Genomic DNA, 12,097 nt, shown 5'->3' on the forward strand with positions numbered 1-12,097 from the left:
TTCAGGACTGCTGGGGGTCGTCGCCGTTCTCGCGGCGCTTGAGCTCCTCCTCGCGGCGGCGCAGATCCGCCTCCCAGTCCTTGAGGAGCGCCTCGTCCTTCACCTCTTTGGACGGTGCGGCCTCGTCCTTGAGGGACTTGAGGAAGTCGGGGTTGTCGTCGGGCGCGACCCACTCCGTGCGGTGGCTGCGGTGCCGCTCGGAGGGTGTGCCGCCGTCGGCGGAGACCTTGCGCGCCTTGCCGGCGACGAGCCAGGCGACCGGGCCGATCAGCACCTCGCCGAAGAGCAGCACGATGATGATCCACACCACCTTGGGGAGGTGCTTGACCTCTTGCTCGGGGGTGTTGAGGCAGTCGATGAAGGCGTAGATCCACAGCGCCAGGACCAGCAGGAAGGGCAGATACCGGAGCATGGTGGTGCGATCCCCTCGGGGGAGCGGTGGCGGGGCCCCGTAGGCCCCGGTGACGGGTACAGGGTAGTGGGTGGCCGATACTGGTTGGCATGGCTTACGACGATCTTCGCTCCCTGCTCCGGGCGCTGGAGCGCGAGGGAGACCTCAAGCGCATCAAGGCCGAGGTTGATCCGTATCTGGAGGTCGGGGAGATCGTCGACCGCGTGAACAAGGCCGGGGGTCCCGCGCTGCTCTTCGAGAAGGTGCGCGGATCCGCGATGCCGCTCGCGATGAACGTCTTCGGTACGGACCGCCGGCTGCTCAAGGCGCTCGGCCTGAAGTCCTACGCGGAGATCAGCGACAAGATCGGCGGGCTGCTCAAGCCGGAGCTGCCGCACGGCTTCGTCGGCGTGCGGGAGGCCTTCGGCAAGCTCGGCACGATGGTGCATGTGCCGCCGAAGAAGGTGAAGGACGCGCCGGTGCAGGAGGTGGTCCTGCGCGGCGACGATGTGGACCTGGACCAGTTGCCGGCGCTGTTCACCTGGCCGGAGGACGGCGGCTCCTTCTTCAACCTGGGCCTCACGCACACCAAGCACCCGGAGACGGGCGTACGCAACCTCGGTCTGTACCGGCTGCAGCGCCACGACAGGCGCACCATCGGCATGCACTGGCAGATCCACAAGGACAGCCGCAACCACTACCAGGTGGCGGCCAAACGCGGTGAGCGGCTGCCGGTCGCGATCGCCTTCGGCTGCCCCCCGGCCGTGACGTACGCGTCCACCGCGCCGCTGCCCGGCGATATCGACGAGTACCTCTTCGCGGGCTTCGTCCAGGGCAAGCGGATCGAGATGGTCGACTGCAAGACGGTGCCGCTGCAGGTCCCGGCGAACGCCGAGGTCGTCATCGAGGGGTGGCTGGAGCCCGGCGAGACGCTGCCCGAGGGGCCGTTCGGCGACCACACCGGCTTCTACACTCCGCAGGAGCCCTTCCCGGCACTGACCATCGACTGCGTCACGATGCGCAAGCGCCCGCTGCTGCAGTCGATCGTGGTGGGCCGGCCGCCGACGGAGGACGGTCCGCTGGGCCGGGCCACGGAGCGGTTCTTCCTCCCCCTGCTCAAGATCATCGTGCCGGACATCGTGGACTACCACCTGCCCGAGTCCGGCGGCTTCCACAACTGCGCGATCGTCTCGATCGACAAGAAGTACCCGAAGCACGCGCAGAAGGTCATGCACGCCATCTGGGGCGCGCACATGATGTCGCTGACGAAACTGATCGTCGTCGTGGACGCCGACTGCGACGTCCACGATCTGCACGAGGTCTCGTGGCGGGCGCTCGGCAACACCGACTACGCCCGTGACCTGACCGTCGTCGAAGGCCCGGTCGACCACCTCGACCACGCCTCGTACCAGCAGTTCTGGGGCGGCAAGGCGGGCATCGACGCGACGAAGAAACTCCCCGAGGAGGGGTACGTACGGGACGGCGGCTGGCCGAACATGGTCGAGTCCGACCCGGAGACGGCGGCGAAGGTCGACCGCCGCTGGAAGGAGTACGGCCTGTGAGCAGTGCCGCCGCCGCAGTCCCGCAACCCGGTGGGACCAAGGCGTTCCTCCGGCTGGTGATGATCGAGCACTCGGTCTTCGCGCTCCCTTTCGCGTACATCGCCTCGCTGACCGCGATGTTCCGGCTGGACGAGAACATTCACTGGGGACGGCTGCTGCTGGTGACGATCGCGATGGTGGGCCTGCGCACCTTCGCGATGGCCTGCAACCGCATCATCGACCGCGAGATCGACGCCCGTAATCCGCGTACCGCGGGACGCGAGCTGGTGACCGGCGCGGTCTCGGTGAGGTCGGCCTGGACCGGCGCGCTGGTCGCCGTCGTCGTCTTCCTCGGGGCGGCCGCCGCGCTGAACCCGCTGTGTCTCGCGCTCGCCCCCATCGCGGTGATCCCGATGGTGGTCTATCCGTACGGCAAGCGGTTCACGAACTTCCCGCACGCCATTCTCGGACTCGCCCAGGCGATGGGCCCGGTCGGCGCGTGGATCGCGATCACCGGCCAGTGGTCCTGGGACGCGGTGATCCTCGGTCTCGCGGTCGGCGTCTGGATCGGCGGCTTCGACCTGATCTTCGGCTGCCAGGACGTCCAGGCGGACCGTGCGCAGGGCGTGATGTCCGTACCGGCCCGCTTCGGCATCCCGGCCGCGCTGTACGGCGCGCGCGTCTCGCATGTCGTCACGACGGTTCTGCTGGTCTGGTACGCGCTGGCCACGGACGCGGGCGGGTTCTTCTGGCTGGGCCTGGTGATCGTCGCCGCGGCGTTCCTGTACGAGCACTCGATCGTGACGCCGCACGACCTGTCCCGTCTCAACCGTGCGTTCTTCACGGTCAACGGCTTCATCGGGATCGCACTCTTCGGGTGTGCGCTGCTCGATCTGCTGGTGCGCGGCCTGACCGCGTAAGCCATGGCGCACTGGCGGCCGAAGACCGCGCGCTGCCGGATATTGTCAGAGGTGTGGAGCCTGTGGAAGTGAAGAGCCGTCAGCCGTGGGTGGTGGGGGTCTCCGGGGCGTCCGGGACGCCGTACGCCGCCGCTGTACTGCGCGGGCTGCTGGCCGCGGGCGAGAGCGTGGACCTGGTGGTCAGCCGTGCCTCGCGGCTGACGCTGCTCGACGAGACCGGGATCGCCTTCCGCGACGCGCACTGGCGCGAGGATCTGCGGGAGTGGCTGGGGCGCGGGGCCGACGGCAAGCCGGGCACCTTCAGGGTCGATGTCGATGACGTACGGCACTGGGCCGCTGGGGATCTGGCTGCCGGGCCTTCGTCCGGTTCGTATCCGGTGAAGGGGATGCTGATCGTGCCGGCGTCGACGGCGTGTGTGGCCGGGGTGGCGCTCGGGCTCTCGAAGGATCTGCTGCAGCGCGCGGCGAGCGTGACGCTCAAGGAGAGGCGGAAGCTTGTGGTCGCGGTGCGGGAGACTCCGCTGAACGGGCAGACTCTCAGGCATCTGGTGACGCTGGACGAGGCGGGCGCCGTGGTTCTGCCCGCCTCTCCGGCGTTCTACGCGGGGGCGACGCACATCCAGGATCTGGTGGACTTCGTCGCCGGGCGGGTGCTGGACGCGGCAGGAGTGCCGCATCAGCTGTACCGCCGTTGGGAGGGAGAGCTGGGTGGCTCTCGTTCGGATTAGCCCGGGTCAGCGCTTCTTGGCGCGGCGAGCCGTGCGGGTCTTGTCGATCCGGTGGGCGGCAGCGGGCTGATGGGCACGCGAGCGGTTGGCCAGCTCCTGCAGCTGTCGCATGTGGGCGTAGGCCATCTCGGTCGAGTACACGGTGAAGCTCACTCCTGAAAGTTCGAAGGACTATTGCTGATCGTCTGAAAGATTCGCAGGGTCTTTGACCCTGCATGCCTTAGATTCTATACGTAATCTTGCGTGATCGCTGAACAATGGAAGGGTCCAGGCATATGGACGCGGTGGACAGGCAGCTCATCCAGGCGCTCAGGGAGAACGGCCGGGCTTCGTACGCGGAGCTCGGCCGGCTCGTCGGGCTCTCGGGGCCCTCCGTCACCGATCGCATCAACCGCCTCGAGGCGGCAGGCGTCATCACCGGTTACCGGGCCACCGTCGACGCCGCCTCGCTCGGTCTCGGTGTCACGGCGCTGATCGGGATCTCGCTCTCCGACGCCGCCGACCACGATGACGTGGCGCGCCGGCTGAAGGACCTCGCCGAGATCGAGGACTGCTGGTTCATCGCGGGCGACGACTCGTACATGCTCAAGGTGCGGGCCGACAATGTCGACGGTCTGGAGAAGACGATCCGCCGGCTCTCCGGCACGAGGGGCGTCTCCCGTACGCGCACGACGATCGTGCTCTCCACGAAGTGGGAGAACCGGGTCGGCGATCTGCCCGAGGAGGGCTAGGCGTACGGTTGGTGGAGCCTCCGGGGGGTCCCGGAGGTGTCCCCCGGGACAGCACGGCGTAGACAAATGGGAGGCGGCCTAAGTGACTGCATCTATTCAAGATGTGGGCCTCAAGCGCGAGCTGGAGGAGAAGGTCCGGGCCGGGGAGCGGCTGACCCGCGAGGACGGTATCGCCCTCTACGAGTCGGACGACCTGGCGTGGCTCGGCGGCCTCGCGCACGAGGTGAGGACGCGCAAGAACGGCGACGTCGTCCACTTCAACGTCAACCGCCACCTCAATATGACGAATGTGTGCACCGCGTCGTGTGCCTACTGCTCGTTCCAGCGCAAGCCGGGCGAGAAGGACGCGTACACCATGCGTATCGAGGAGGCCGTCCGCCTCGCCAAGGCGATGGAGGGCGAGAACCTCACCGAGCTGCACATCGTCAACGGGCTCCACCCCAACCTGCCGTGGCGGTACTACCCGCGCTCGCTCAGCGAGCTCAAGAAGGCTCTGCCGAACGTCTCCCTGAAGGCCTTCACCGCCACCGAGATCCACCACTTCGAGACCATCTCCGGGATGTCCGCGTCCGACATCCTCGACGAGCTGATCGAGGCCGGTCTGGAGTCGCTGACCGGCGGCGGCGCGGAGATCTTCGACTGGGAGGTCCGGCAGCACATCGTCGACCACCGCACCCACTGGGAAGACTGGTCGCGCATCCACCGCCTCGCGCACTCGAAGGGTCTCAAGACCCCGAGCACGATGCTCTACGGCCATATCGAGGAGCCCCGCCACCGCGTCGACCATGTGCTGCGGCTGCGTGAGCTGCAGGACGAGACCGGCGGTTTCCAGGTCTTCATCCCGCTGCGCTACCAGCACGACTTCGTGGACATGCAGGACGGCAAGGTCCGCAACCGGCTGCAGGCGCGCACGACGATGGCGACCGGTGCCGAGGCGCTGAAGACCTTCGCGGTCTCGCGGCTGCTGTTCGACAACGTGCCGCACGTCAAGGTGTTCTGGGTGATGCACGGTGTGCAGACCGCGCAGCTCGCGCTGCAGCACGGCGCGGACGACATGGACGGCTCGGTCGTCGAGTACAAGATCACGCATGACGCGGACAACTACGGCACGCCCAACAAGCTGACCCGCGACGACCTGCTGGACCTGATTCGCGATGCGGGCTTCCGCCCGGTGGAGCGGAACACGCGGTACGAGATCATCCGCGAGTACCCGGGTCCGGACGCCGACCGGCGCGAGTCGCCGCAGCCGATGCGGTTCTGACCCCTCGTCCGTCCTTGGGTGCGGGGCCGCGTCCACACGCCGCCGCGGGCCGGTCGCGGACTTCACCACAGGCCGGGCGCGCCCCGGCTTCCACCCGAAAGCCCCGGCCGATGCCGGGGCTTCTCGCGTTGTGGACACGGGTTGAGCAACGCGACTTGTAATGGCTAATCTCGACTCATGGGCCTTACCTTTGAGTTGGATCCGCCGATCGACCGCCCCCTGCGGGACGGGGTCGTATCGCTCTGGGCCGACGTGTCCAACGCGGACGGCGCCGTCGGGTTTGTGCCGCCGGTGACCGACGACGCCGTGCGGCCCGAGTTCGTGAAGCATCTGGTCGCGATGGCCGAGGGTCGCACCCGGCTGCTCGTTGGTTACGACGAAGAAGGCGCTGTCGCGGCCACCGCCTTCTTCACGTACAACATGCACCGGCTGATGCGGCACTGGGTCTGGCTCTACACGGTGATGGTGCACCCCAAGTACCAGGGCAACGGGTACGGCCGCGAACTGATGGCCGCGGCCGCCGATGCCGCCCGGACCTTCGACGGCATCGAGGCGATACGGCTCACCTGCCGTGGCGGCACCGGAGCCGACCGCTTCTACGCCGCCTGCGGCTACAAGGAGGTCGGACGCGTGCCCGGAGGGATCCGGGTCGCCGATGGCGACGACCGCGACGACATCGTGATGCTGCTGCCGCTGATCTGAACCCACGTGAATCGGACAGGGCGGGGCGTGCTTCACTGGACGGGCACGTGCCGTCGTACGAAGAGAGAAGGCCCGCCGTGTCCGCTGCCAAGTCGAGCGCCGCGATCCGGTACACCAGGCTGCGCCTCGCCATCTTCATCGGCTGCTTCGTCCTCGTGGGCACCCTGGTCCAGGTCGGCGTGCTGCCCAAGGGGCTCGGCGACTCCAACTTCGTCTGGGTGATCCTGCTCGCGCTCGTCGTGTCCGCGCCGCTCAGCTTCATACTGCTGCGCAAGCAGCGTGACGCCATGTCCGAGCAGATCGTCGGCAAGGTCGACCGGGCCAAGGCCAGGCTCGACGCGAACCGTTCGCAGGAGGACGGCGCCGTCCAGTAGGCCCGCGTAAGCCTTTTCACACTCAACCCGCGCCCCGGCAGGAGCAGTCGCTCCCCTGCCGGGGCGTCGGCGTTTCCGGCGTGCCGTGCCGGCCCCGGACCCCAAGGGGAGCTTTGAGGTTCACAAAGTTAAAGTGTTAACGTGTTTCGCATGAAGACAGCAGTGCGCCACCACGACGCCGTGAGCATCCCGCTCGTGGCGCGCCTGCATGTCGATCTGTGCCGCTGTATGTCCGCGGTCTGTTGCCGCTCGGTCTGACCCCGGCATCACAGCGGCGCCGCGCAATCGCGCATGGGCGCCGCACCCCTGTCCCCGTATGTCTTTACGCCCTGTCTGGAGTGTGTCCTCCGTGTCCGCGAACACCGCGTCCACCACGGCCGGGAAGCCCTCGGGCTCCGGCTTCCGTATACCCAAGGTCCCGTTCTGGGCCCAGATCGCCGCCGGTCTGGCGCTCGGCGTCCTGCTCGGCTGGCTCGCCCGCAGCCAGGACATCGGCTGGCTGAAGGACACGCTCGACCAGATCGGCTCGATCTTCGTCCAGCTGCTGAAGCTGGCCGTCGCGCCGCTCGTCTTCTTCGCGATCCTGGTGTCGATCACCAACCTCCGTAAGGTCAACAACGCCGCCAGACTGGCCACCCGCACGCTTCTCTGGTTCATGATCACGTCGCTGATCGCGGTCGCCATCGGCCTCGCGATCGGCCTGCTCACCAACCCGGGCGCGGGAACCGGACTCACGCCGAAGGACGGCAAGGCCCCCGACCACCACGGGACCTGGATCGACTTCCTCACCGGAATCGTCCCGACGGACATCATCACGCCGTTCGCCACGCTCGAGGTTCTCCAGATCGTCTTCCTGGCCGTCGTCGCCGGTATCGCCGCGCTGGCGCTCGGCGAGAAGGCCAAGCCCATCCTCACGCTCAGCGAGGCCGTGCTCGAGCTGCTGCAGAAGGCCCTCTGGTGGGTCATCCGACTGGCGCCCGTCGGTACCGTCGGCCTCATCGGCTTCGCCATCGCCGACTACGGCTGGAACCTGATCAGCAAGTACGCGACGTTCACCGCGGACGTCTACATCGGCTGCGCGCTGGTGCTCTTCGGCGTCTACCCGCTGCTGCTGGCGACCGTCGCCAAGGTCAACCCGGTCCAGTTCTACAAGGGCGCCTGGCCGGCCATCCAGCTGGCCTTCGTCTCCCGCTCCTCGGTCGGCACGATGCCGGTCACGCAGAAGGTCACCGAGCGTCTCGGCGTGCCGAAGGAGTACGCCTCGTTCGCCGTTCCGTTCGGCGCGACGACCAAGATGGACGGCTGCGCGGCGATATACCCGGCGCTCGCCGCGATCTTCATCGCGCAGATCTTCGATGTGCAGCTCGGCATCCAGGACTACCTGCTGATCGCCTTCGTCTCGGTCGTCGGCTCGGCGGCCACCGCCGGACTGACCGGCGCGACGGTCATGCTGACGCTGACTCTCTCCACGCTGGGTCTGCCGCTGGAGGGTGTGGGGCTGCTGATGGCGATCGACCCCATCCTGGACATGATGAGGACTGCCACGAACGTCGCAGGTCAAGCACTGGTTCCGGTCATCGTCGCGGCCCGCGAGAAGATCCTCGACCACGACGCCTACAACTCGGCGAAGTCCTCGCCGATCGACGAGTACGACGCCCGCGAGGCCGAGCAGAAGGTGGCCGTGCCGGTCGCCGCCTAGGTCACAACGGTCTGGGACGCTCGTGCCCGCACCCGGATTTCCGGGTGCGGGCACAGCCGTCGGCGGTACGGCCGGGCGTCTGCGCGGGGATTCAGTTCTCCTTCGATCCCGTACGCGGTGCCCCTGCCACCCGCCCCGCGGTGGCGGGTTCAGGGACCGTGGTCACTTCGCGTCGCGGCGAACTCGCGGTTGGTCACCGTCTGCTTGCGGTAGATGTCGGGCAGGTCGGGCATCGCCAGAAGGCGGTCGCACGCCTCGAGCGAGCCGGCGTAGTCGCCCACCCAGTAGGCAGTGATCGAGAACTCGAACAACAGTCCAGCGGTACACCCACGGCTGGACGAACAGCAGGTCGTCCGGCTGCTCCTTGCCCAGCCCGGCGCGGACGATCGCGTGCGCGGCCTGATGGCGGCCCATTCCGCGCAGCCGCAGGGCGAGTTCGTAACACGCTTCGAGCCGCTCGGACGCGACTCCCAGGCGCGGGAGAAGGACTTCACCGCTCCAGGCCAGTCGTCCGAGTCGGCCCTGAGAATCCCGGCCTGCAACAGCGAGCAGTAGACCTCTTCGGCCCAGCCCCCCATCCCGGCACGGCGCTCGTACAGGGCGATCGCCTCCTCGGTGCTGCCCATGTCGCGCATGGTCTGCGCCAGATAGAAGACCGTGCGGGTATTGGTGGGGTCGCGCTCCAGCTCGGCGCTCAGCAGACGCGCGTCGCGCTCGAACTTGTCGCGCCGTGAGCCCCCGTCGTAGAAGTCCTCGATGACGAGCGCGTCGAGATTCGCCTGGCGGTGCCGCGTGTCTGCGGTGAGGTACTCGTGGGTGACGCCCTCGTACCGCCAGGCGACACTGCCGCTGACGAGGCGGCTGATGCGGTACTCGGTCGCGCCTTCGTGCCGCAGCAGGTAGGCGTCGGCGGTCAGCCTGGGCAGGGGGCCGTCCCGGCGGATCACGTGGTCGGCGTCGAGGAGGAGCAGATAGTCGGCCTTGCCGCGGGCGCGCCTGATGTTCAGGGTCCGGTTGTGGCCGAAGTTGACCCAGGGCTCGTCGTGCAGCTCGCCCGGGATGCCGTGCATCGCCGTACGGACCAGCCGCTGGGTTCCATCGGTCGAGCCGGTGTCGGAGATCACCCAGGTGTCCACGAGGTCACGCGCGGAGGCGAGGCATCGCTCGATGACTTTCGCCTCGTTCTTGACGATCATGCACAAGCACATGGACGGCTTCATGGCAACACCATTTCCCGGGCGGGTCGGACCGGGCGACCCTACGCAGAGCGGGCTTCGGGCCCCGTGGCGGCACGCCGACCTCGGTAAAGGGTTCGCTGTCGCGTATGCGCCCATTGGAGTTCCCCTGATACGCCATCATGTTGATAGCTCTGCGAGACTCTCAAGGCATTGCTCCTGCGAACCGATGATTCCGAGGGAAGCCTGAACCGGCTTCCGCCGCATCATCCGATCCGGTTCCAAGATCCGGTTCCAAAAGGAGCAGTGAATGAATCCTGAGAACAGGACCAGGTCCTCTCTGGGTCCGCTTCCCAGAAGCAGTGCCTGGCTGACCGGCGGTACCATCGCGTCGATGGTCCTCATGCTCGCGGGGATCGCGAGCCCCGCGATTGCCGCAGCGCCCAGTTCCGTGGCACCCGCCAGCGTGAGCGTGGCAGCCCCGGGTGGGGACCAATGCCAGGTCTCGGCGGAGAGCGGGAAGGCCGTAGTCAACGGCAACGGCAACGGCAACGGCGGCTGTGGCGGACAGGGCCCCCAGGGTCCTGGAGGTCCCCAGGGTCCGATCGGCGCCACTGGGCCGGTCGGTCCGTGCAACGACCTTGACCACTACAACCCCCTCGTGGTCGCCCCGGTCGCCTCCCACCAGGTCGCCGCTGCGATCATCGACCCTGACGGCTCGGCCGGACCGCTGCAGGCCGCTGCCTTCGCGGGCATCCGGACGGTCCCCGGTGGCGTCTTCGACTGGGAGAACATCAGCAACACCCCGGGCGGCGGTTTCCCGGCGGGCGCCTGCTCCGTCTCGGTGTCCAGCAACGGGGTGCTGAACTCGGCCTCGGTGCACGTGCTGACCACGGCCGGAACCGTGTTCGAGACCACGTGCACCCTGACCTTCGCGACGATTGGGCCTCCCCCCACCCCGCCGAGCCTGGCGTGCACCGAGGTCTGGACGCCGCAGGTAACGCCGTCGGCCTAGGCGCTCGACACAGTTGGAGGTTCAGGTCGGGTTGCAGTACTGACCCGGTCCGAATCGTGGTGCGGTCCCCCTTCCTTGCCGGAAGGGGGGCCGTTCCGCGTTTTTGGGCTCTTCCCGGGGGCCGTAGGCTTACCGCGAAGTAAGGATGTGTGGGGCGGGAGGATGTCTGACATGGGTGCTGTGAAGGGCGTCAAAAGCAAACGCATGCCGCGCGCCGTGCGCGAGCGGCAGATGATGGACGCCGCGGTGCGGACCTTCGGGCAGCGCGGCTACCGGGCGGCCTCGATGGATGAGATCGCTGAACTGGCCGGGGTCTCCAAGCCGTTGGTCTACCTGTACTTGAACTCCAAGGAAGACCTCTTCACGGCGTGCATACGGCGCGAGGCCGAAGCGCTGATCGTGGCCGTGCGGGCGGGAGCCGAGCCGGGGCTCGCGGCGGACCGGCAGCTGTGGTCGGGGCTCGCGGCGTTCTTCACACACACCGCCGAGAACCCGGACGGCTGGGCGATCCTGCACCGGCAGGCGCGGACGCACGGAGAGCCGTTCGCCGCCGAAGTGGCGGCGATGCGGCACGAGATAGTGGCCTTCGTGACCGGGCTGATCGGGGCCGCGGCATGCGAGACCCAGCACAACCCCGAGCTGGCCGACCGGGATGTCGGGGGGCTCGCGCAGGCGCTGGTGGGCGCGGCGGAGTCGCTCGCGGGGTGGGCGAACGAGACCGAGGGCGTCTCGGCGAAGGAAGCGGCGGGGACGCTGATGAACTTCGCCTGGATGGGGCTCGGGGACCTTATGAAAGGTCAGCGCTGGTCCTCCCGATGAGGTGGACGCGGTCGCCGCTGCGGAGTGGGAGAGCCGAGTCCTCGGCCGTGTACGTCACGGTCGTGGGCGCGGTACCGGGACATCGAACTCCGCCCGTACGTACGTCACTTGCTGCCGCTTCAGTGGCGAGGCCGGCGCCCCGCGCGCCAGGGTGAGGGCCAGGGGCGGTTCGGGTGCCAGGTCTTGCGCCCCCAGCAGGGTCTGGCCGCGGATGCTGACGAACCCGATGTTGCCGCTGCCAGGGGCGCGATCGACTCGGCCCCACCGTGCGCCTCTTCGAGGGCCGGTGTGCCGGCCGTCGGTGCGCATGGCGACCGGCCATGGTCCAAGCTCCCTGCGCGGTCGTGGATTTACTCCGAAGTAAGATCACTCGGGAGTCGGTAACCGGTCGAGTACGAGGAGTCGCGCGGTCGCGCTGCGAGCTCAAGTGGGCAGCGGTCGATCGGGACTTCGCGGCGGAGACCGAGGCACTGTACGCGAAGACGGCCCGGTGACCTTCTGAGAAGGCCCGGTTGCCCACAGTGCGGACGAACACGGCGTGACCACGAGTGCGGTTCGCCACAATCGGCGTCCGCGGCCCGTGCCGTACGGGGGTGGTGAGGGCGGCCCCGGTGCCGGTCCTGAGCAGGGGCGATGCGATTCGACCAGGAGCTGGGCGGGCCGATGCGGACCGGTCGGCCCTGTCGCTACATCAGGCGAGATGGGCCAAGGCTGGATAAACTCCTCGTTTGCCGTGCGCGG

Annotated in this window: 13 protein-coding genes; 10 read left to right on the plus strand and 3 right to left on the minus strand. The window is 68.1% G+C overall.

Annotation, left to right across the window (positions count from 1 at the left end):
- Position 1 precedes the first annotated feature (1 nt).
- Positions 2-412, minus strand: coding sequence for a PLD nuclease N-terminal domain-containing protein (locus ACWDZ6_RS11765; protein WP_366731069.1), 411 nt, complete (start codon positions 410-412; stop codon positions 2-4).
- 89 nt (positions 413-501) lie between these two features.
- Between ACWDZ6_RS11765 and ACWDZ6_RS11770 the strand changes: the two genes are divergently transcribed.
- The 3 genes from ACWDZ6_RS11770 to ACWDZ6_RS11780 are packed head-to-tail and all read left to right on the plus strand — an operon-like array spanning position 502 to position 3,580.
- Positions 502-1,953 (plus strand): menaquinone biosynthesis decarboxylase, encoded by a 1,452-nt coding sequence (locus ACWDZ6_RS11770; protein WP_451502737.1) that lies wholly within the window; start codon positions 502-504, stop codon positions 1,951-1,953.
- Positions 1,950-2,852, plus strand: coding sequence for a menaquinone biosynthesis prenyltransferase MqnP (mqnP, locus tag ACWDZ6_RS11775; protein WP_451502738.1), 903 nt, complete (start codon positions 1,950-1,952; stop codon positions 2,850-2,852). The genes ACWDZ6_RS11770 and mqnP overlap by 4 nt, the downstream gene beginning before the upstream one ends.
- 53 nt (positions 2,853-2,905) lie before the next feature.
- The gene (locus tag ACWDZ6_RS11780) at positions 2,906-3,580 is read left to right on the plus strand and encodes a UbiX family flavin prenyltransferase (protein WP_366731066.1); all 675 of its coding nucleotides are present in this window, start codon (positions 2,906-2,908) and stop codon (positions 3,578-3,580) included.
- 6 nt (positions 3,581-3,586) lie between these two features.
- Here ACWDZ6_RS11780 and ACWDZ6_RS11785 read toward each other — a convergent pair whose 3' ends face one another.
- Entirely contained in the window at positions 3,587-3,733 is a 147-nt protein-coding gene (locus tag ACWDZ6_RS11785) for a hypothetical protein (protein ID WP_326651802.1), read from the minus strand.
- A gap of 122 nt (positions 3,734-3,855) precedes the next feature.
- Between ACWDZ6_RS11785 and ACWDZ6_RS11790 the strand changes: the two genes are divergently transcribed.
- The 5 genes from ACWDZ6_RS11790 (at position 3,856) to ACWDZ6_RS11810 (ending at position 8,347) form a co-directional block, all read left to right on the plus strand.
- Positions 3,856-4,311 carry an Lrp/AsnC family transcriptional regulator gene (locus ACWDZ6_RS11790; RefSeq protein ID WP_326651803.1) on the plus strand — a complete coding sequence of 152 codons (456 nt, stop codon included), beginning with the start codon at positions 3,856-3,858 and terminating at the stop codon, positions 4,309-4,311.
- A gap of 94 nt (positions 4,312-4,405) precedes the next feature.
- Complete coding sequence (gene mqnE, locus ACWDZ6_RS11795) at positions 4,406-5,572, plus strand: aminofutalosine synthase MqnE (RefSeq protein ID WP_326655336.1); 1,167 nt, start codon at positions 4,406-4,408, stop codon at positions 5,570-5,572.
- Between the two features lie 177 nt (positions 5,573-5,749).
- Positions 5,750-6,274 carry a GNAT family N-acetyltransferase gene (locus ACWDZ6_RS11800; RefSeq protein ID WP_366731065.1) on the plus strand — a complete coding sequence of 175 codons (525 nt, stop codon included), beginning with the start codon at positions 5,750-5,752 and terminating at the stop codon, positions 6,272-6,274.
- Positions 6,275-6,351: 77 nt separating this feature from the next.
- Positions 6,352-6,648, plus strand: coding sequence for a DUF4229 domain-containing protein (locus ACWDZ6_RS11805; RefSeq protein WP_451502739.1), 297 nt, complete (start codon positions 6,352-6,354; stop codon positions 6,646-6,648).
- A gap of 349 nt (positions 6,649-6,997) precedes the next feature.
- Positions 6,998-8,347: a dicarboxylate/amino acid:cation symporter gene (locus ACWDZ6_RS11810; protein ID WP_451502740.1), complete on the plus strand. Its 1,350-nt coding sequence runs from the start codon at positions 6,998-7,000 to the stop codon at positions 8,345-8,347.
- Between the two features lie 149 nt (positions 8,348-8,496).
- On the opposite strand, the gene ACWDZ6_RS11815 is transcribed toward ACWDZ6_RS11810, so the two are convergent.
- Positions 8,497-9,543 carry a glycosyltransferase gene (locus ACWDZ6_RS11815; RefSeq protein WP_451502741.1) on the minus strand — a complete coding sequence of 349 codons (1,047 nt, stop codon included), beginning with the start codon at positions 9,541-9,543 and terminating at the stop codon, positions 8,497-8,499.
- Positions 9,544-9,916: 373 nt separating this feature from the next.
- Between ACWDZ6_RS11815 and ACWDZ6_RS11820 the strand changes: the two genes are divergently transcribed.
- Both ACWDZ6_RS11820 and ACWDZ6_RS11825 read left to right on the plus strand, forming a co-directional pair.
- Positions 9,917-10,537, plus strand: coding sequence for a hypothetical protein (locus tag ACWDZ6_RS11820; protein ID WP_451502742.1), 621 nt, complete (start codon positions 9,917-9,919; stop codon positions 10,535-10,537).
- Between the two features lie 171 nt (positions 10,538-10,708).
- Positions 10,709-11,356, plus strand: a complete 648-nt coding sequence (locus ACWDZ6_RS11825; protein WP_451502743.1) for a TetR/AcrR family transcriptional regulator — start codon at positions 10,709-10,711, stop codon at positions 11,354-11,356.
- Positions 11,357-12,097 lie beyond the last annotated feature (741 nt).

The sequence above is a fragment of the Streptomyces sp. NPDC002926 genome (assembly GCF_053591755.1).